Source organism: Pseudomonas sp. PB103 (genome assembly GCF_009764635.1).
Classification (GTDB): Bacteria; Pseudomonadota; Gammaproteobacteria; order Pseudomonadales; family Pseudomonadaceae; genus Aquipseudomonas.
The window spans coordinates 41695-62040 of sequence record NZ_RWIL01000114.1 but is presented as its reverse complement, the minus strand read 5'-3'; the positions used below and the strand labels follow the sequence as shown (position 1 = coordinate 62040).

At 58.0% G+C, this 20346-nt stretch carries 18 protein-coding genes, 5 tRNA genes and 1 riboswitch; of the genes, 5 read left to right on the top strand and 18 right to left on the bottom strand.

Translation table 11 applies throughout. The annotated features are described in order from the left end of the window. Positions 1–464: 464 nt before the first annotated feature. Positions 465–541, bottom strand: a tRNA-Arg gene (locus EJA70_RS20620). Between the two features lie 294 nt (positions 542–835). Here EJA70_RS20620 and EJA70_RS20615 point away from each other — a divergent pair. Together EJA70_RS20615 and EJA70_RS20610 are read left to right on the top strand one after the other, a co-directional pair. After that, positions 836–1072: a hypothetical protein gene (locus tag EJA70_RS20615; RefSeq protein WP_158833117.1), complete on the top strand. Its 237-nt coding sequence runs from the start codon at positions 836–838 to the stop codon at positions 1070–1072. 20 nt (positions 1073–1092) lie between these two features. Beyond that, entirely contained in the window at positions 1093–1272 is a 180-nt protein-coding gene (locus tag EJA70_RS20610; protein WP_008086073.1) for a PA3371 family protein, read from the top strand. On the opposite strand, the gene phnN is transcribed toward EJA70_RS20610, so the two are convergent. After that, entirely contained in the window at positions 1247–1816 is a 570-nt protein-coding gene (phnN, locus tag EJA70_RS20605) for a phosphonate metabolism protein/1,5-bisphosphokinase (PRPP-forming) PhnN (RefSeq protein ID WP_158833115.1), read from the bottom strand. The genes EJA70_RS20610 and phnN overlap by 26 nt on opposite strands. A gap of 388 nt (positions 1817–2204) precedes the next feature. Between phnN and EJA70_RS20600 the strand changes: the two genes are divergently transcribed. Beyond that, the gene (locus EJA70_RS20600) at positions 2205–2531 is read left to right on the top strand and encodes an Arc family DNA-binding protein (RefSeq protein WP_003178899.1); all 327 of its coding nucleotides are present in this window, start codon (positions 2205–2207) and stop codon (positions 2529–2531) included. Between the two features lie 114 nt (positions 2532–2645). Here the strand turns inward: EJA70_RS20600 and mgtE are convergent, their stop codons facing one another. Next, the gene (gene mgtE / locus EJA70_RS20595; RefSeq protein WP_008086078.1) at positions 2646–4088 is read right to left on the bottom strand and encodes a magnesium transporter; all 1443 of its coding nucleotides are present in this window, start codon (positions 4086–4088) and stop codon (positions 2646–2648) included. A gap of 321 nt (positions 4089–4409) precedes the next feature. On the opposite strand from mgtE, the gene EJA70_RS20590 reads away from it, so the two are divergent. Beyond that, positions 4410–4928, top strand: coding sequence for a cell envelope protein SmpA (locus EJA70_RS20590; protein WP_158833113.1), 519 nt, complete (start codon positions 4410–4412; stop codon positions 4926–4928). Between the two features lie 19 nt (positions 4929–4947). On the opposite strand, the gene EJA70_RS20585 is transcribed toward EJA70_RS20590, so the two are convergent. The 8 genes from EJA70_RS20585 to ltaE all read right to left on the bottom strand — a co-directional run bounded on the left by EJA70_RS20585 (position 4948) and on the right by ltaE (position 11059). Next, a tRNA-Arg gene (locus tag EJA70_RS20585) sits at positions 4948–5024 on the bottom strand. A 72-nt stretch (positions 5025–5096) separates the two neighbouring features. Continuing rightward, a tRNA-Arg gene (locus EJA70_RS20580) sits at positions 5097–5173 on the bottom strand. A gap of 71 nt (positions 5174–5244) precedes the next feature. Beyond that, positions 5245–5321 (bottom strand) — tRNA-Arg (locus EJA70_RS20575). Positions 5322–5428: 107 nt separating this feature from the next. Further along, a tRNA-Ser gene (locus EJA70_RS20570) sits at positions 5429–5519 on the bottom strand. A gap of 62 nt (positions 5520–5581) precedes the next feature. Continuing rightward, positions 5582–5770, bottom strand: a complete 189-nt coding sequence (gene csrA, locus EJA70_RS20565) for a carbon storage regulator CsrA (protein ID WP_002554426.1) — start codon at positions 5768–5770, stop codon at positions 5582–5584. A 187-nt stretch (positions 5771–5957) separates the two neighbouring features. Further along, positions 5958–7199, bottom strand: a complete 1242-nt coding sequence (locus EJA70_RS20560; protein WP_053122853.1) for an aspartate kinase — start codon at positions 7197–7199, stop codon at positions 5958–5960. 90 nt (positions 7200–7289) lie between these two features. Beyond that, positions 7290–9908 (bottom strand): alanine--tRNA ligase, encoded by a 2619-nt coding sequence (gene alaS / locus EJA70_RS20555; RefSeq protein WP_158833111.1) that lies wholly within the window; start codon positions 9906–9908, stop codon positions 7290–7292. Positions 9909–10054: 146 nt separating this feature from the next. After that, positions 10055–11059, bottom strand: coding sequence for a low-specificity L-threonine aldolase (gene ltaE, locus EJA70_RS20550; protein WP_158833109.1), 1005 nt, complete (start codon positions 11057–11059; stop codon positions 10055–10057). A 198-nt stretch (positions 11060–11257) separates the two neighbouring features. Next, positions 11258–11430: riboswitch (FMN riboswitch) on the top strand. A 101-nt stretch (positions 11431–11531) separates the two neighbouring features. On the opposite strand from ltaE, the gene EJA70_RS20545 reads away from it, so the two are divergent. Continuing rightward, positions 11532–12041, top strand: a complete 510-nt coding sequence (locus EJA70_RS20545) for a 6,7-dimethyl-8-ribityllumazine synthase (protein WP_016983960.1) — start codon at positions 11532–11534, stop codon at positions 12039–12041. Positions 12042–12222: 181 nt separating this feature from the next. Here the strand turns inward: EJA70_RS20545 and astE are convergent, their stop codons facing one another. From astE to EJA70_RS20510, 7 genes are all read right to left on the bottom strand, one after another. Further along, complete coding sequence (gene astE / locus EJA70_RS20540) at positions 12223–13233, bottom strand: succinylglutamate desuccinylase (protein ID WP_158833107.1); 1011 nt, start codon at positions 13231–13233, stop codon at positions 12223–12225. Between the two features lie 12 nt (positions 13234–13245). Further along, positions 13246–13536 (bottom strand): hypothetical protein, encoded by a 291-nt coding sequence (locus tag EJA70_RS20535; protein ID WP_007919345.1) that lies wholly within the window; start codon positions 13534–13536, stop codon positions 13246–13248. A gap of 57 nt (positions 13537–13593) precedes the next feature. Further along, positions 13594–14940, bottom strand: a complete 1347-nt coding sequence (gene astB, locus EJA70_RS20530) for an N-succinylarginine dihydrolase (RefSeq protein WP_158833105.1) — start codon at positions 14938–14940, stop codon at positions 13594–13596. Between the two features lie 162 nt (positions 14941–15102). Further along, positions 15103–16572, bottom strand: coding sequence for a succinylglutamate-semialdehyde dehydrogenase (gene astD, locus EJA70_RS20525; RefSeq protein ID WP_178116945.1), 1470 nt, complete (start codon positions 16570–16572; stop codon positions 15103–15105). Continuing rightward, positions 16569–17594, bottom strand: coding sequence for an arginine N-succinyltransferase (gene astA, locus EJA70_RS20520; RefSeq protein WP_077574191.1), 1026 nt, complete (start codon positions 17592–17594; stop codon positions 16569–16571). The genes astD and astA overlap by 4 nt, the downstream gene beginning before the upstream one ends. Positions 17595–17645: 51 nt before the next feature. Then, a complete protein-coding gene (gene aruF, locus EJA70_RS20515) occupies positions 17646–18665 on the bottom strand; it encodes an arginine/ornithine succinyltransferase subunit alpha (RefSeq protein WP_008077922.1) in 1020 nt (339 codons plus the stop codon). Positions 18666–18920: 255 nt separating this feature from the next. After that, positions 18921–20141, bottom strand: coding sequence for an aspartate aminotransferase family protein (locus EJA70_RS20510; RefSeq protein WP_008077923.1), 1221 nt, complete (start codon positions 20139–20141; stop codon positions 18921–18923). Between the last annotated feature and the right edge of the window lie 205 nt (positions 20142–20346).

The window sequence follows — 20346 nt, the reverse complement described above, 5'->3', positions numbered from 1 at the left end:
AGTTTTCGAAGAATTCTTCAACAACTTCAACCACTTGCGCTTCAGATCTCTCGTCAGCGGGAGGCGAATTCTACAGCGTTACACGCTGCTGTCAACACCTCTTTTTCAACTTCTTTCTGGCTTCGATTAACTGAAGCACCTGCTGCCGAAACCTACATAACTCATTGAATCTCAAGGAGTTTTCCGTTTCGACTGCGCCGGAAGTGGGGCGAATTATAGACACCTGAGATCTGCCGTCAACCGTTAATTTCGCTTTTCTTTCAAAAACTTAGAAAACACCCTCCTTTCTATATAGAGGTGCGGCAGACACCGAAAAGGCGTGCCTGGTGAGCAGGCGAAAGACTACGAGGAGGATGGATCCCAAGCGAACCGAAGGATCATAAAGCGAGGCAATGGAAATAACGGCATGAAGCAACCTCACCAGACGGCGAGTGCTACTAATAGAAAGGAATTCAAACAAGAGATGGTGTCCCAGGGCAGGTTCGAACTGCCAACCTTCCCCTTAGGAGGGGGATGCTCTATCCAATTGAGCTACTGAGACACACGGTTGTCGCGAGCTGACGCAGCACGACAGACGGCGTGCATGTTAACGGCCAAGCCCCGATTTGTCATGTCATCCGTAGGCATATTAAGTGTAGGCATGCGCGCTGCAATGCTGCGGGAAGATTTACCGGGCATTTTGCACGCCGCCAAAAAGCCTTCATTGCAGATTGCAACCTGAACAATCCGTATACTCCCCTCAAATCCTTGTTTTTTAAGGACTTAACAGCAGTTAGACTGTTGGCACGACGGCTGCTATGCCTGTTCTATAGAAGAACAATCGGAGCGCCGACTCATGAACACCACCCTCTTGCTTGCAAACGCTGCTGCTTTGGCGATTCTGGTCAGCTCTCACTTTATTCCCGAAAGCAGCGCGCCGGAATCGGTAGCCCAACGCATGCCTCACTATCTGCAAGTGCAGAAGCAGCCTCAACTGGCGGTTCTGAGCGATAAGAGCAGCTATACGCCAAGGGCTGTCAGTGCCCCCGAACAAGCCCTGCCAACCCAAACTGTCGAACGTCTGGTTTTTTGAAATATCTTCAGGAGTACAGCATGTCAAAGTCAGCAGCAGGATTTCTGATCCTTGCCCTAATGAGTGGCGTTATGCATTTTTCGCTGTTCGAGGACGCCGAAATCACCCTGCCCCTGATTGCTTGCGGCGTCTTTTCGGTTTTGTTTGTGCTGGCTCTTGTTGCCGGACGCAAAATCAAGTTTGACCCGGTGCTTCGCTAAGCCGGATCACATCCAGCAATTGATATACCGCGTCGACCAGATCACCCGAGTTGTCGATCATATGTACCGCCCCATCGCTTGAGCGCCTGTCCTTGAACAGTGCATTGCGAGCAAGACGCGCCTCTATCTGCTCAAGCGTCTCTCGACCTCGTCTAAGCAGACGCTCACGCAAAACCCGATCGTTTACCGTCAACAGAACCGGAACCAGCGCCGGATAACGATCAAGCGCTTGGCGCAAGTTGGCGCGAGAACCGTTTACCAGGACATGTCGCCCGGCCGCCAGCCAACGATTCATCTCGATCGGGATCCCATAGGAAAGACCGTTCGCCTGCCACGCGAGAGAGAAATCCCCCGCACGCTCACGCCGCGCAAACTCTTCTGGCGTCACACCGATCGCATCTTCGCCCACGGACTCGGCTGATCGTGTGATGACCCGCCGCATGATGTCGCAGTTCATTACCCGCAATGGTTCGCGCGCAGCTTCCAGCAGACTGTCCTTGCCCGAACCGGAAGGCCCCATCAGGTAAATAAGCTTGCCATCCATCCTGAAAACGCCCTCCGGCCCACGCCTGCCACTAGTAAATCGGCAATTTGCCACTATCCTGTAGAGACATGGAGCAAGGATAGAAAGCCGCTAGCATGCACGTTCTGAGGTCTTCGGACATCAACTGATGTGCAACGTGAAGCGACCAGTAGTGCGAACTAGGGCGAAGTTTTCAAACCAGTCCGCATTTCTGATGATTGGTGCTGGCATTACGCCTTTACCCAGCTCAATATTTGTCACAGAATTGACGCCAATGATCTGGCAATTTTGAGGCATGATGCCGGCCTCTTAACAATTCAGGTTGAACCATTTGGCGCGGATGCTTGTCCTACCACACATCCTGCGGCCAATCCCGAGAACCGCTCCCCTGAACTAACCGGTTAAATATATGCGCCCATTGAAACAGGCAATTTATTCCAGCCGTACGGCTGACAAGTTCGTCGTACGTCTGCCAGACGGAATGCGTGAACGCATTGCCGAGGTGGCTCGCAATCATCATCGCAGCATGAACTCCGAGATCATTGCGCGCCTTGAACAGAGTCTTATTCAGGAAGGTGCACTGGGCGAAGAGCTGAGCATGCGCCTGGACAGCCCTGAGCTGTCGCTACACGAGCGCGAGCTGCTGCAACGCTTCCGCCAGCTGTCTCACCGCCAGCAGAACGCTTTGGTATCTTTGATTGCCCACGACGCCGAAATGGCAGCAGACGCGTCCTGAGCCACACCGAACACCTCAAGCCAGCTTGATTGCTGGCTTTTTTTTGCGTGGATTTCAAATATTCGCAGGCACAAAAAAGCCCGCCAATCAGGCGGGCTGTCTCGATACAGCAAATCAGAGCAGGAAGATTGTTGCCAACCCAAGGAATATGAAGAAGCCACCGCTGTCAGTCATGGCAGTGATCATTACGCTCGCCCCCATCGCCGGATCTCGACCCATTTTCGCCAGGGTCATCGGGATCAATACTCCCATCAGGGCTGCAAGCAACAGGTTAAGCGTCATTGCCGCCGTCATAACCACACCCAACGACCAACTGCCGTAAAGCAGGTAAGCAACCACGCCGATCACACCGCCCCAAACCAGACCATTGATCAAGCCAACGGCAAGCTCCTTGCGCATGAGGCGTGATGTATTGCCGGTGCTGACCTGGTCAAGCGCCATGGCACGAACGATCATGGTGATCGTCTGGTTACCCGAGTTACCACCAATACCGGCAACAATCGGCATCAATGCCGCGAGCGCTACCAGCTTCTCGATCGAGCCTTCAAACAGGCCAATCACCCGCGAAGCGACAAATGCGGTGATCAGATTGACCGCCAGCCAGGCCCAACGGTTGCGCAGCGACTTCCAGACGGAGGCGAAGATATCTTCCTCTTCACGCAGACCCGCCATGTTGAGGACTTCGTTTTCGCTCTCTTCACGAATAAGGTCGACCATTTCGTCGATGGTCAGACGGCCGATCAGCTTGCCGTTCTTGTCGACCACCGGGGCCGAAATCAAGTCATAACGCTCGAATGCCTGGGCGGCGTCGTAGGCATCTTCATCCGGATGGAAACTCACCGGATCGCTGGCCATCACTTCGGCCACCTGCTTCTCAGGATCATTGACCAACAATCGCTTGATCGGCAGCACGCCCTTGAGCACGCCGTCGTAGTCCACCACAAACAGTTTGTCGGTATGGCCCGGCAGCTCTTTAAGGCGACGCAGGTAACGCAACACCACTTCGAGACTGACATCCTCACGGATCGTCACCATCTCGAAGTCCATCAGCGCACCGACCTGCTCCTCATCATAGGACAAGGCCGAGCGGACACGCTCGCGCTGCTGGTTATCCAGACTCTCCATCAGCTCATGGACGACGTCTCGCGGCAGCTCGGAGGCCAGGTCAGCAAGTTCGTCGGCGTCCATGTCCTTGGCCGCAGCCAGGAGCTCGTGATCGTCCATGTCGGCGATCAGCGTTTCACGAACGGAATCGGATACTTCGAGAAGAATATCGCCGTCGCGATCAGCCTTGACCAATTGCCAGAGCGTCAGACGGTCGTCCAGCGGCAAGGCTTCAAGGATGTAGGCAACGTCGGCGGAGTGCAGGTCATCGAGCTTGCGTTGCAACTCGACAAGGTTCTGCCGGTGTACCAGGTTTTCAACCCGGTCGTGATGCGCGCCTTCCTGGCGGTGAGTGAGGTCTTCGACGACCCGTTGACGCTGCAGCAGCTCGACGACTTGAGCCAGGCGATCCTGCAGGCTTTCCTGTGTTTTCTTTACTTCGATTTCAGACATAGGCGAACTCCACTCCCAGCAGCGGGGCACGCCGGAAGGATCAATCAGTCAATTCATGATTGGTGAAACTGTTTACTGAGTAACTACTGGGTAAGTCCATGGAGGTTTTCCATAAGCCCCGGCGGGGCTGACGGGCGCAATGATACACCGCCTGACGGTTTTAAACGTTAAAAAATCACGGTCGAAACAAGCGCTTGCGAAACAAACCTGAGCGCTGTCCTGATCCTTGCAAATGCGACGACTCATTCTGAAAAGAAAACACACCTGCGTTAAAAAATGCAGCGACTACCCTTCAGCGTAGATCGTCATGGAGGACGTCGAATGCCATCAAAGCCAATTCTTTTCCTGTTGACCTGCCTGCTCTACCTGCCACAAAACGGTGAGGCGGCAACCTTGCATCGTTGCGAAGGCGCGGACGGCAGCCTCACATTTACATCAATGAGTTGCGCGCAAGGCGAACGATTCTCGACGCAGGAGATTCACCCCTACTCACCCGGTTCCGTTGTGGCAGTCATGCCGGAAGCCAACCATGAAAAAACATCGGGTATGGGTGCGCAAGGTCGGGAGCCTGGCATCATCGGCGGCGCAGAGCACATATGCGGCAACGTGATCGATGCCAGGCAACGCCGCGAAGCGATCATCAATCGGCGCGTGATCGCAGGGATGAGCGCGCAGGATGTCGAAAGCGCTTTAGGCAAACCGGACAAGGTGAATATTCGGACGTCGACGACAACCTATCGTTACGACATCAAGCGAGGCCGAACAGCACAAATAGATTTTGATCAGAGGGGATGCGTGAAGGAAAAAGCCAAATTCCGGACAGCAAAAAGCCCGCGTTAAACGCGGGCTTTTCGGTATATGGTGCACTCGACAGGATTCGAACCTGTGACCGCTCGGTTCGTAGCCGAGTACTCTATCCAGCTGAGCTACGAGTGCAATTTGTGTTTTTAGCCCAGACCACAACTGGGTGAAACCAAGTTATTCACATTGCTGCAACTAACTCTTAAATGGTGCACTCGACAGGATTCGAACCTGTGACCGCTCGGTTCGTAGCCGAGTACTCTATCCAGCTGAGCTACGAGTGCATTTGTGTTTTTAGACCAGATCACATCTGGTTGAAGCCAAGTCATTTACATTGCTGTAACTGACTCTTAAATGGTGCACTCGACAGGATTCGAACCTGTGACCGCTCGGTTCGTAGCCGAGTACTCTATCCAGCTGAGCTACGAGTGCATTTGTTGCGCCGCATTATAGCCCGTCTAATCTCTATTCCAACCACTTTTTCTATAAATTTCAACAACTTACAGAAAAAGCCAGATTACGACGTACTAAGCAAATAATGGCGGAGAACGGGGGATTCGAACCCCCGACACCCTTTTGAGGTGTACTCCCTTAGCAGGGGAGCGCCTTCGGCCACTCGGCCAGCTCTCCGCAACACGGGGCGTATCTTAACCAACCTTTTCCCCGTTTGCAAACATAAAAATCGATAAAAATTAATGGCTTGGTTCTTCGTCCTTCTCTTTCTTTATACGCAGGTAAATTTCCTCACGGTGCACGGCAACCTCTTTCGGGGCGTTGACGCCGATACGCACCTGGTTTCCTTTAACGCCGAGCACGGTCACGGTGATTTCGCCGTCACCGATAATCAGGCTTTCTGCGCACCGACGGGTCAGAATCAGCATACCTTTCTCCTTACGCAATTCAGTTCTGGGACAACAGTCTGCAAAAAAAAGGCACCCGACCTACAACCGGAGCGATCGTAGCCCTACATGCCTGAGTATTGACCAGCGCGAGCAAAAGAACAGTTCAGGGCTCGCGCCATTCAAAAAATAAAGGGCGCGGTCAGACCGCGCCCTTCAAGAATTGGAATTACTCGCCTTGACGGGCCGGCGCATCCAGTTCGAAAGCCGTGTGCAGAGCGCGCACGGCCAGTTCCAGGTACTTCTCTTCAATCACCACGGAAACCTTGATTTCCGAAGTCGAGATCATCTGGATGTTGATGCTTTCTTTTGCCAGCGATTCGAACATGCGGCTGGCCACGCCTGCGTGGGAACGCATGCCGACGCCGACGATCGAGACCTTGGCAATCTTGATGTCGCCAACCACTTCACGGGCACCGATCTCACGAGCAGTGTTTTCCAGCACGTTCTGTGCGGCCTGGAAGTCGTTGCGGTGTACGGTGAAGGTGAAGTCGGTGGTGTTATCGTGCGCGACGTTCTGCACGATCATGTCGACTTCGATGTTCGCGGCACTGATCGGGCCGAGAATCTTGAACGCCACGCCCGGGGTGTCTGGCACGCCACGGATGGTCAGCTTGGCTTCATCGCGGTTGAAAGCGATGCCGGAAATGATCGGCTGTTCCATGGTTTCCTCTTCATCAATAGTAATGAGGGTGCCCGGACCCTCCTTGAAGCTGTGCAGTACGCGCAGCGGAACGTTGTACTTGCCGGCGAATTCCACCGCACGGATCTGCAATACCTTGGAACCGAGGCTGGCCATTTCCAGCATCTCTTCAAAGGTAATCTTGTCCAGACGCTGAGCGACCGGCACCACACGCGGGTCGGTGGTGTAGACACCATCGACGTCGGTGTAGATCTGGCACTCGTCAGCCTTCAACGCAGCAGCCAATGCCACACCGGTAGTGTCGGAACCGCCACGACCGAGGGTGGTAATGTTGCCGTGCTCGTCGACGCCCTGGAAACCGGCGACAACCACCACGCGACCTGCTTTCAGATCACCACGAATCTTCTGGTCATCAATCTGCAAGATACGCGCTTTATTGTGCGCACTGTCGGTCAGGATCCGCACCTGATTACCGGTGTACGACACCGCCGGCACACCGCGCTTGATCAGCGCCATGGCCAACAGGGCAATCGTCACCTGCTCACCGGTGGACACGATCACGTCCAGTTCACGCGGAACCGGTTGGCCATCGCCACTGATTTGCTTGGCGAGATCGATCAGACGGTTGGTTTCGCCGCTCATTGCAGACAGCACAACCACCAGGTCATCGCCGGCATCGCGGAATTTCTTAACCTTGTCGGCGACCTGCTCGATTCTCTCGACAGTACCGACCGAGGTGCCTCCAAATTTCTGTACGATCAAAGCCATTTCAAAGCCGCCTCTGCCCATGAAGGGCGCCCAATAATCACTCGAACAGCCGCCGGGCCCGCCACTAGACTGCGGACCCGACGGGCCGTCTTATAAACCCTGCTCGACGAATGGAACGGTCAGCGCCAGTGCACCATCCAGCGCGCCGGCATCAACACCGCCGCCCTGCGCCATGTCCGGACGACCACCGCCCTTCCCGCCCACTGCCGCAGCAGCTTGCTTCATCAAATCACCGGCTTTGAGTTGGCCAGTCAGGTCTTTGGTTACGCCTGCAACCAGAACGACCTTTTCCTCATGGACACTGCCGAGCAGGATCACTGCGCGGCCGAGTTTGTTCTTCAACTGATCAACCAGCGCCAGCAGCGCCTTGGCGTCCTGACCATCCAGACGTGCGGCCAAAACCTTCACGCCCTTGACGTCCAGTGCCGAAGACGACAGATCGTCGCCCGCCGCGCTCGCCGCCTTGGCTTGCAACTGCTCGAGTTGCTTCTCCAGTTGGCGATTGCGCTCCAGCACAGCCGACAGCTTGTCGATCAGGTTGTCGCGGCTGCCCTTGACCAGGCTGGCCGCTTCCTTGAGTTGTTCTTCTGCAGCATTCAAGTACGCCAGTGCCGCAGCACCAGTGACCGCTTCGATACGACGCACGCCCGAAGCCACACCACCTTCGCTGATGATTTTCAGCAGGCCGATGTCGCCGGTACGGTTGGCGTGGATACCGCCGCACAGCTCGACGGAGAAATCACCGCCCATGCTCAGCACGCGCACGTTGTCGCCGTACTTCTCGCCGAACAGCGCCATCGCGCCTTTGTTCTTCGCGGTTTCGATGTCGGTTTCTTCGGTTTCAACCGCGGAGTTCTTGCGAATCTCGGCGTTGACAATGTCTTCCAGCGCCTTGATCTGCTCAGGCTTGATCGCTTCAAAGTGGCTGAAGTCGAAACGCAGACGCTGGCTATCCACCAACGAACCTTTCTGTTGAACGTGCTCGCCCAGTACCTGGCGCAGTGCCGCGTGCAGCAAGTGCGTGGCCGAGTGGTTCAACGAAGTCGCGTGACGCACCTCGGCATCGACGTGGGTTTCCACTGGCGCGCCGATGGTCAGGCTGCCCGAATCCAGCACACCGTGGTGTAGGAAGGCGCCGCCGGTCTTGGTGGTGTCACGTACGTCGAAGCGTGCGCTGCCGGCCTGCAGATAACCGCAGTCGCCAATCTGGCCGCCGGATTCAGCGTAGAACGGCGTCTGGTTCAGCACGACCACCGCCTCTTCGCCTTCATTCAAGACGTCGACCGACTGGCCATCTTTATAGATAGCGATGATTTTTGCCGAACCGCTGGTGTCTTTGTAACCGGTGAACTCGGTTGCCACATCAACCTTGACCAGCGTGTTGTAGTCCAGACCGAACGAGCTGGCCGAACGCGCACGCACACGCTGGGCTTCCATCTCACGTTCGAAACCGGCTTCGTCGACAGTCAGGCTGCGCTCGCGGGCGATGTCGGCGGTCAGGTCCATCGGGAAACCGTAGGTGTCGTAGAGTTTGAACACCACGTCGCCCGGCACCACGGTGCCTTTGAGTTCCAGCAGATCCTGCTCAAGAATCTTCAGGCCGTGCTCCAGAGTCTTGGAGAACTGCTCTTCTTCAGCCTTGAGCACGCGCTCGATGTTGCTCTGCTGCTTTTTCAGTTCCGGGAAGGCTTCGCCCATCTCGGCAACCAGTGCGGCAACGATCTTGTAGAAGAAGCTGCCAGTAGCGCCCAGCTTGTTACCGTGACGGCAAGCGCGACGGATGATCCGGCGCAGCACATAACCGCGACCTTCGTTGGACGGCAGCACGCCGTCGGCAATCAGGAAGCCGCACGAACGGATGTGGTCGGACACGACTTTCAGCGAAGACTGATCGCCGTTTTCACAACCGATCGCTTCGGCCGAGGCCTTCAACAGGTTCTTGAACAGGTCGATGTCGTAGTTGGAATTGACGTGCTGCATCACCGCACTGATCCGCTCCAGGCCCATGCCGGTGTCGACCGACGGCGCTGGCAACGGATGCAACACGCCATCGGCGGTGCGGTTGAACTGCATGAACACGTTGTTCCAGATCTCGATGTAACGGTCGCCGTCTTCTTCCGGCGAGCCCGGCGGGCCACCCCAGATGTGGTCGCCGTGATCGTAGAAAATCTCGGTGCATGGGCCGCACGGGCCGGTATCGCCCATGGTCCAGAAGTTGTCGGAAGCGTATGGCGCGCCCTTGTTGTCGCCGATGCGGATCATGCGCTCGACCGGCACACCGATTTCTTTGGTCCAGATGTCATACGCTTCGTCGTCGGAGGCGTAGACGGTGACCCAGAGTTTTTCCTTCGGCAGTTGCAGAACGCCGGTCAGGAAGGTCCACGCGTAAGTAATCGCGTCTTTCTTGAAATAGTCACCGAAGCTGAAGTTACCGAGCATTTCGAAGAACGTGTGGTGACGAGCGGTATAACCGACGTTTTCCAGGTCGCTGTTCTTGCCACCGGCACGCACACATTTCTGGCTGCTGGTCGCACGGGTGTACGCACGTTTTTCCTGGCCCAGGAAGCAGTCCTTGAACTGGTTCATCCCCGCGTTAGTGAACAGCAGGGTTGGGTCGTTGCCCGGAATCAAAGAGCTGGAGGCTACACGGGTGTGGCCTTGCTCTTCGAAGAAGCGAAGGAAGGCTTCACGGATTTCTGCGCTTTTCATTAGGTTCTTCCACGGAGGCTGCGGCCAAAGGCCTGTTCGAAACGTCAACAGACGAAGCGACGGCAAAGGGCCGCATTATATCGGCCCTGCGCGCGGGGTACAGCGTGTTTATACGATAGAAACGGTCAATTGGACGGCTAACGCTGTCACTTGCGCGAAAAGTCGACGAATGTCGCGATCACTTGCTCGATTTGCGCGCGACTGACGTCCATGTGCGTGACCATACGCAGACGCGCGGCGGCGCTCAACTTGATCCCGAGTTCGCCGGCAAACGCCTTGATCGCTTCGGCTTTGTCGCCCATTTGCACATAAACCATGTTGGTTTGCACCGGTTCAACGGTGAAACCTGCTTCACGCAGACCATCGGCCAAAAACTGCGCGTTGGCGTGGTCATCCGCCAGACGCTCGACGTTGTGATCCAGCGCATACAGCCCCGCCGCCGCCAGCAAACCGGCCTGACGCATGCCGCCACCGACCATTTTGCGCAAACGGCGGGCCTTGCCGATCAGTTGCTCGGAGCCGCACAGCACTGAACCCACCGGCGCGCCAAGGCCTTTGGACAGGCACACCGATACCGAATCGAAATGCTGGGTGATATCCCGCGCATCCACCCCGAGTTTGACCGCTGCGTTGTAAAGACGCGCGCCGTCGAGGTGCAGTTGCAGGCCATGGTCTTGGGTGAATTTACGCGCCCGCGCCAGATATTCCAGCGGCAGCACTTTGCCTTGCATGGTGTTTTCCAGCGCCAGCAAACGGGTGCGAGCGAAATGGAAGTCGTCGGGTTTGATCGCCGCCGCGACTTGATCCAGATCCAGCGAACCGTCGGCCTGCACTTCCAGCGGCTGCGGTTGAATCGAACCGAGCACCGCCGCGCCGCCGCCCTCGTACTTGTAGGTGTGCGCCTGCTGACCCACGACATATTCGTCGCCGCGCTCGCAGTGCGCCATCAATCCCAACAGATTGCTCATGGTGCCGGTCGGCACGAACAGCGCTGCGGCAAAGCCCAAGCGTTGAGCCAGTTCGGCTTCCAGACGATTGACCGTCGGGTCTTCGCCGTACACATCGTCACCGGTGTCGGCCGCGGTCATCGCGTCGAGCATGGCGGGTGTCGGTTGGGTGACGGTGTCGCTGCGAAGATCGATAACGCTCATGAACCTGGCCTCAATTCAGCAGGGGAAATCCCTTTACGAAGTGGAATTACTGCGGTCATGGCGCAGATTAATCAACCCTTGCGCAAGGATTTTTCGTTTCAAGCCGTCTGGAAAATCGATAGCAATCATCAAAAAGGCGCAATGCACCGACACAAAATCTGTGTTAAAAACGCTGCGCCGCCCGAGAAAGGGCGGCAAAAACGTTCTCAGGGCGGGGTGCAATTCCCCACCGGCGGTAATTGCGCGCAATGCGCATAGCCCGCGAGCGCTTGGCGACGACCACGGCATTAAGCGGTGATCGGCGGCAAGGTCAGCAGACCCGGTGTGATCCCGGGGCCGACGGTCATAGTCCGGATGAAGAGAGAACGGGATTAACGCCAAAGGGCCGTCCGCGCGATGTTGTGCGTGAGCGCACCCTTGAATCCCTTTCGATTCATAACGCCCTGTTTTTCACACAAACAGGAGTCAGAACATGCAACCCACCGCTATCGACAGCAAAAGCAAACACCCACACGGCGAACGCGTTGCGTTCATCCAGGCCTGCTGGCACAAAGAAATCGTCGACCAGAGCCGTAAAGGCTTCGTCGCCGAAATGATCGCCCTGGGTTATCAGGAATCGGACATCGATATCTTCGAAGTCGGCGGCGCTTTTGAAATGCCTCTGCACGCCAAGTTGCTGGCCAAAACCGGTCGTTATGCCGGCATCGTCGCCGCAGCCTTGGTGGTGGACGGCGGCATCTACCGTCACGAGTTCGTCGCGCAATCGGTGGTCAGCGGTCTGATGCAAGTGCAGCTGGAAACCGAAGTGCCGGTGTTCTCGGTTTCGCTGACGCCGCATCATTTCCATGCGGGCGACGAACATCAGAAGTTCTTCTTTGAGCACTTTGTGCACAAGGGTCAGGAAGCGGCGCGGACTTGCGCGGATACGCTGCAAAAAGTCCGCGCACTGCGCCGCACCGAGCCGCGCGCTGTCGCAGTCTGACCCACTGATGATCGTTCCCATGCTTCGTGCGGGAACGATCATCACCTGTAGGAGCTGTCGAGTGAAACGAGGCTGCGATCTTTTGATCTTTTAGAAACAAGATCAAAAGATCGCAGCCTTCGGCAGCTCCTACGGGGTTTGGCCCGCGTACCAGAGTTTGTGGACCATCCCTGCAGTTAGGTCAGGCGAGGTTTTCGTCGGTGGCCGGGACGATCAGGATGCCCGCGCGCAGGCCGTTCTTGACCTTGGGATTAGGGAAGATGATTCGTGCGCCCTCTTCCTCAATGATCCAGCGGGTATTGGCCAGATCCTCGGCCAGCACATAGCCCATCTCCAACTCGGAAAAGTTTTCGACGTCCTGCGGAAGGTTCAGGCGGAACGCATCGCTGTGTTTGATAATTTCCCGCGCCACACTGAACAGCTGCAAACCGTCCAGATGCGCTTCAGCCATCTCTGGCTCAGTGCCTTCAATGATCTGCTGCAGGCGGGTTTCCAGCAGCGAGACGTTAACCCCGTCGTTCTGCCCGAACGGCCGCGCCTTGCCCAGTTCCAGGGTGAAGGCCTCGGCACCGAGCTTGTCGTAGGTGTAAGCGCTGAACACGATCGACGGCTTGTTCTGCAGCAACACCGCTTCCATCCCGGCAGCCCGTAGACGCGCCAATTCCTGGCGCGAATGCTGGCGACCTTCCTTCCACGGATACAGCGCAAACTGCTCGATCTTCGAACCGCGAATCGCCGTGTGCAGATCGTAGTGCAGGCGCTGGCGATCCGGCAGGCTGAAAAAACTCGCCGCCAACCGCTCCAGCTCACAAGCACGTAGCGCTTCCGAGCCGCTGCTTTGTTCATGACGGCCGTTGAACAGCCGATTGACGTCCTGCTCGATGAAACGCTCGCCTTTGCGAATCGCTTCCGGGTTACCGAACAGGAACAGAATGCGTGCACGCGGCTTCAAATCGCCGCGAGCGATGTCGTGCAGCAGCCGATCAAGCAATTCGATCGGCGCTGTTTCGTTGCCGTGGATGCCTGCCGACAGCAGCAGGTCCAGGCCATTGTCGCGCGCTTGCGGTGGCCGGACTTCCAGCGCACCTTCGCTCAACCAGCGCATGCGCACGCCTTCGACAGTCAGTTGAGTCTTCTCCGCCGGTTCGCGGCCGGCGAGGGTCAGTTCAAGCAGTTTGCCGAGGGCGAGCATAGAGCGGTTTCCTTAGTGGTCGTGGTTGCAATCCGGGCCGTGCACGTGGTCTTCGTCGTCGCCGACGTCGGCCGGTTCCATTTCCAGTTGCAGACTTACCAGATTAGTCGCCAATGGGCGCAGCAGCAGGTTGGCGTACTCGGCGTCACCTTCTTCAACGTCGACGCCGATCAGCAGCTGGCCACGGCCGTCCTGCTGGATCCACAGCTCTTTGCCTTGCCACATGACCGCAACGCGGGTGCAGGAAGTTTCCAGTTGCGTGCCGTCGGTGTCTTCAAGGATCAGCTGCAGGGAATCGCTCATGTTTTTACTCTCTTGGTGAGACAAGCCGCGCGCCGCATTCGGGCGACGCGCCGGCCATCAATTGATCTGGAATGGATAAACCGCGCCCAGTTTAAGGATTTGCGTCAGTTCATCCAGTGCCGTCCGGCATTCAAGCAACAATTGCGGGTCCGCCAGATCGGTTTCGCTCAGGCGGTCGCGGTAGTGCTTTTCAACCCATGCGGTCAACGAACCGTACAACGGTGGCGTCATGATAACCCCTGGGTTGACCGCCGCCAGTTCGGTTTCATTAAGCGCGACGCGCAGTCGCAGGCACGCCGGGCCGCCGCCGTTCTGCATGCTTTGCTTGAGGTCGAAGACTTTCACTTCGCGAATCAGACCGCCGGAGCTGGTCAGGCTTTGCAGGTAAGCCCAGACGCGTTCGTTGGCCTGGCACTCTTGCGGCACGATCAGCAGCATCGAACCGTCAGGGCGCGACAGCAACTGGCTGTTGAACAGGTAAGAACGCACTGCGTCATCCACGGTGACCGCCGAACGCGGCACACACACGGACTGGAAGTTGCCGCCGACTTTGGCCAGTTTGCTTTGCAGTTCGGCCAGCATCGACTCGGTGTCGAGGAATGCGTCCTCGTGGTAGAACAAGACCTCGCCATTGCCCACGGCGATCACGTCGTTGTGGAACACGCCCTGATCGATCACGTTCGGATTCTGCTGGGCGTAAACCACGCCTTCATCACGTAGACCGTGCAGACGCGCAACCGCTTGCGAGGCTTCGAGGGTCTGGCGTGCCGGGTACTTTTGCGGCGCCGGGTAACGGTTGTCGAACGCACTGCGACCGAACACGAAGAACTCAACGCCCGCCTCGCCATACTCACGGCAGAAACGTGTGTGGTTGGCCGCGCCTTCGTCACCGAACTGCGCCACTGCCGGCAACGCGGCGTGATGAGCGAAGTGTTGCTGATTGGCGAACATCGCGCCGAGTACGCGACTGGTAGTCGGGTGCTCGATGCTGCGGTGGTATTTGCAGTTGAGGTTGGCAGCGGTGAAATGCACGCGGCCATCAGCGGTGTCGGCACTCGGGCTGACCGTGGCGGCGTTGGCCACCCACATGCTCGACGCCGAGCAACTGGCGACCAGCAGCGGCATGGCTTCTTTGGCGGCGCGCTCGATGACCTGAGCGTCGGTGCCGCTGAAACCCAGACGGCGCAGAGCGGCCACGTCCGGACGTTCCTGCGGCGCCAGCACGCCTTGCTGAAAGCCCATTTCCATCAGCGCTTTCATCTTCGCCAGACCTTGCAGCGCCGCTTCCTTCGGATTCGAGGATTGCTGGCTGTTGCTCTGGGACGCAACGTTGCCGTAGGACAGACCACCGTAGTTATGGGTCGGCCCCACTAGACCGTCAAAATTGACTTCATAGGATTTCATCAGCGAGGCTCCACGAGAATCTGTTGTTATAGGCTTCAGTAACTATTCTTTAAGACCGCGGTGCGGCCATCGCTGGCAAGCCAGCTCCCACAGGATTGGTGGTGTTCACAGATTCTGTGGACGACTCGCCCCCTGTGGGAGCTGGCTTGCCAGCGATTGGCATCACGCCATCTTCACGCCAGGCGTGAGGGCCGATGGCAACACCAGGCTCGGGGTTTCCAGCGACGCTACCGGGTACGCGCAGTAATCCGCCGCGTAATAAGCGCTGGCACGATGGTTACCCGAGGCCCCCACTCCACCAAACGGCGCGCTGCTCGCAGCACCGGTCAGTTGTTTGTTCCAGTTGACGATGCCGGCACGGCTTTCCAGCCAGAACTGCTGATAACGCGCTTCGGAATCCGACAGCAAACCAGCAGCAAGCCCATAAGCGGTGTTGTTGGCTTCAACGATAGCTGCTTCAAAATCAACGTAGCGAATCACCTGCAGCAACGGGCCGAACAGCTCTTCGTCCGGACGCTCCGCAACCGCGGTCACATCAACGATGCCCGGCGTCAGCAACGCGGCTTGTGCCTGCGGCTGAGTCATTTCCAGCAACGACACCGCGCCGTTGGCCAACAGATGTTCTTGAGCGTCCATCAGCGCTTTCGCTGCGCCGAGGGAAATCACCGAGCCCATGAACGGCGCCGGTTGCTGATCGAACGCACCGACTTCAATGGTCGCGCTGACTTCAACCAGACGCTTCAACAGGCTGTCGCCCCACGCGCCTTGCGGCACCAGCAGGCGACGGGCACAGGTGCAACGCTGACCGGCAGAAATGAACGCCGACTGAATAATCGTGTAAACCGCCGCATCCAGATCCGCGACCTGATCGACCACCAGCGGATTGTTACCACCCATCTCCAGCGCCAGAATCTTGTCCGGACGACCGGCAAATTGCTGGTGCAGATGATTGCCCGTACGGCTCGAACCGGTGAAGAACAGACCGTCGATGCCCGGATTCGCCGCCAGCGCGATGCCGGTTTCGCGCGCGCCTTGCAGCAGGTTCAACACGCCTGCTGGCAGACCGGCTTCGATCCAGCACTTGACCGTCAACTCGGCGACTTTCGGTGTCAGTTCGCTTGGCTTGAACAGCACGCTGTTACCCGCCAGCAATGCCGGAACAATGTGGCCGTTAGGCAAATGGCCAGGGAAATTGTAAGGGCCGAACACTGCAACCACGCCGTGCGGCTTGTGGCGCAGCACAGCAGTGGCGTCGCCCAAAGGGCCGCTCTTCTCGCCGGTCCGCTCGCGGTAGCTCTGCACCGAAATCGCGATCTTGTTGACCATGCTGGTCACTTCGGTCGCCGATTCCCACAGCGGTTTACCGGTCTCTTCACCGATGGTGCGAGCTAGTTCGTCAGCGTGGTTTTTCAGCGACGCGGCGAAAGCCTCAAGCACCGTGATGCGCTCGTCCAGCGTACGACGTGCCCAGCCCGGGAACGCCTGACGCGCAGCTTGCACAGCCGATTCAACCTGAGCCGCCGTGGCGCCCTCCCCCGACCACAGCACTTGCTGCGTCACCGGGTTCAGCGATTGAAAGGCTTCACCCTGACCGGCCAGCCACTCACCTGCGATGTATAGCGAATTCATTATTTCGACTCCCGTGCAGCGGACAACGCCACGGCGCGTACTTGATCGCCAGCGTTGAGTTGAAGACGTTTGGCAGTCTGCGGATCAACCACCAGCGTGCCGGCAGCGAGACGCGCCGGCGCAGCGGTGATGCGGCAGTCTTCGCGCTTGCGGTTATGGATGATGAACGGCGTGGCGTCGTCGCCCGGCGTACCCACAGCCAATACCAGCGCTTCACTGTCACGCACCGCGCGGATCTTGCCGGTTTCGCATTCGATGGCCGGACCTGCGTCGAAGATGTCGACGTAACCCTGATAGCTGAAACCTTCGCCCTTGAGCATCGCCAAGGCCGGCTCGGTATCCGGATGGACCTGACCGATGACGCTACGCGCGCCTTCGGACAGGAAGCAGGTGTACAGCGGGAATTTCGGCATCAGCTCAGCGATGAACGCCTTGTTGCCCACGCCTGTCAGGTAATCGGCCTGGCTGAACTCCATCTTGAAGAAGTGACGACCGAGGCTTTCCCAGAACGGCGAACGGCCGGCGTCATCGGAGACACCGCGCATTTCGGCAATGATCTTGTTGCCGAACAGTTCAGGGAATTCAGCGATGAACAGCATCCGCGCCTTTGACAGCATGCGGCCGTTCAGACCGCTGCGGTAATCGGCGTGCAGGAACAGCGAGCACAGCTCGGAATTACCGGTCAGGTCGTTGGCGAGAAACAGCGTCGGAATCTCGCGATAGATATTCAGTTCTTGCGAGGCGCTGACGGTGAGGCCGACACGGAAGTTGTACCAAGGCTCACGCATGCCGACAGCGCCTGCGATGGCGGAAATCCCCACCACGCGGCCGTCATCGTCTTCGAGCACGAACAGGTAGTCCGCATCGCCACGGCCGGCTTCGCCGCGAAAGGTCTTCTCGGCCCAGCCGACCCGATGGGCCAGACGTTCTTCGTTGGCCGGCAAAGTAGTCAGGCCGGTGCCGGTGCTACGGGCCAGGTCGATCAGCGCGGATAAATCGCTGCTGCGTACGGGACGAACAATCATGCTATCTCCTCAAACGGGCCGCCTTCGCCACCCGTGAAACTCGCTAAGGCGTTAAACCGCCACCAGGCGCACGCTGGCACCTTCACCGACGCCCAGGGCTTCGGCCGCTTCCAGATCCAGAGTCACCGGTTTGCCCGGTGCGTAATCCAGTTCCAGCAGCACCGCGCGGTAATCCTGCAACTGCGCGTTCGCCACCAGATACTGGCGCCCGGCACCTTTAACCGGCTCGCCGATCTTCACTGGCACCACACGGCTCTGGGCGATCGAACGGATCCCCGAAACACGCGCATGCAGGGTCGGGCCACCGTCGAAAATGTCGATGTAGTGATCAGTCTCGAAGCCTTCGCGCATCAGGATGTCGAAGGTGATCTGCGCACGCGGGTGCACCTGGCCCATCGCCTCTTGGGCGGAGTCCGGCAGCAGCGGCACGTAGATCGGGTAATGCGGCATCAGCTCGGCGAGAAAAGTACGGCTTTTCAGCCCGCACAGACGCTCGGCAGCGGCGTAATTGAGGTCGAAGAAATTGCGACCGATCGCATCCCAGAATGGCGAGTCGCCATTCTCATCGCTGTAACCAACGATCTCGGTGACCACCGAATCGGCGAAACGCTCGGGATGGCTGGCGACGAACAGCAGACGACCACGGGAGTTAAGCTCGGACCATGGCGAACCGACCAGCTCGCGCTGCACGTAGAAACTGGTCAGCAAGCTGTTGCCGGTCAGGTCGTGGCACTGCGAGAGCACGTGAATTTTGTTGTGGATCTTCAGCTCGCGCGAAGCGTGCACAAAGGTCTCGTTACGGAAGCTGTAGAACGGCTCTGAGTAACCGGCGGACGCGACAATCGCCGAGCATCCCACCAGTTTGCCGGTGGTGGATTCCTCGAGGACGAAGAAGTAACTCTCTTCACCGTTGAAGCTCACTTCGGCGGAGAACGACGCTTCGCTCGCGGCGATCTTGTCGCTCAGACGTTCCACGTCATCCGGCAAGGAAGTGACACCAATCGGGCTGTCCGCAGCCAGACGCTGTACCTCGCCCAGATCAGCCATTTGCGCGGGGCGCATCACCAGCATGGTGTCACTCCTTTTCTCTTATCAATTCACAGAAGAAAAAATACCGAACATTGTGGGATCGGCTCTTTGTGGCGAGGGGATTTAGCGAAACGTCGCACCGCCCCGATGGGCTGCGCAGCGGCCCCAGATTTTGGGGGTGCTTCGCGCCCCGTCGGGGATAAATCCCCTCACCACAAAGGCTGACTCCGACAGTTGAATCTGCCCGATATCAAAAATTGGGTTCGGCGCCCAAGTACTCAGGCGCCGAAGGGTCTATCAAGCTTGCGTCAGTGCTGCGGCAGCGCGTTCAAAGCGGTCGAGACCGGCATCGATATCAGCGTCTTCCACCACCAGGCTCGGGGCGAAACGGATCACGTCCGGGCCGGCTTGCAGAATCATCAGGCCTTCTTTTTCAGCGGCGTTGAAGATGTCTTTGGCCTTGCCTTTCCAGGCATCGCTCAGCACACAACCGATCAGCAGACCGAGACCACGCACCTGAGTGAACAGGCCATATTTCTCGCCGATCTGCTCAAGGCGCGCCTTGAACTTGTCATGCTTGGCGTTTACGCCGTTCAACACTTCAGGTGTGTTGATCACATCGATCACCGCTTCCGCGACCGCGCATGCCAGCGGGTTGCCGCCGTAAGTGGTGCCGTGGGTGCCGACAACCAGATGTTTGGCCAGCGCTTCGGTGGTCAGCATCGCCGCGATCGGGAAACCGCCGCCCAGGCTCTTGGCGCTGGTGAGGATGTCCGGAGTCACGCCGTAATGCTGGTAGGCGAACAGCTTGCCACTGCGGCCCATGCCGGTTTGCACTTCGTCGAACACCAGCAGCGCGTTGTTCGCGTCGCACAGTTCGCGGGCACCTTGCAGGTACGCCAATTCGGCTGGCAGTACGCCGCCCTCACCCTGAATCGGTTCCAGCACGACCGCACAGGTCTTGTCGGAAACCGCCGCTTTCAGCGCGGCCAGGTCGTTATAAGGCACGTGGGTGATGCCGGTGATTTTCGGGCCGAAACCGTCGGAGTACTTCGACTGGCCACCGACGTTAACGGTGAACAACGTACGGCCGTGGAAGCTGTTCAGCGCGGCAATGATTTCGTACTTCTCAGTGCCGAAACGGTCGAACGCAACACGACGGGCCAGCTTGAAAGCGGCCTCGTTGGCTTCAGCGCCGGAGTTGCAGAAGAACACGCGCTCGGCGAACGTGGCGTCGATCAGCTTGTGCGCCAGGCGCAGGGCTGGCTCGTTGGTGAACACGTTGGACACGTGCCACAACTTGTTCGCTTGCTCGGTCAATGCACCGACCAGCGCCGGGTGCGCGTGGCCCAATACGTTAACGGCAATCCCGCCGGCGAAGTCGATCAGCTCGCGGCCGGCCTGATCCCAGACACGGGAACCGGCGCCACGCACCGGAATGAAAGCGGCAGGCGCGTAGTTGGGAACCATTACCTGGTCGAAATCGGCGCGTTGTACCGCAGCGTGCTCAACGGACATCGGAGTCTCCTGATGAGAAGCACTCGCCTGAAACTGGCGAGCTTGGTGAGGATTGTAAGGACAGTTTTCAGCCCGGCCTTGCCGCCAAGCGACAACTTCTTATAGCGCAAACCCCGGATTTTCCCGGGTTTACGGCAATGCGACATATAGCGTCGCAAAGGCGCAGTTTAAACTGCCCAAGGGGATCTGCGGTGGCTCGACGGTA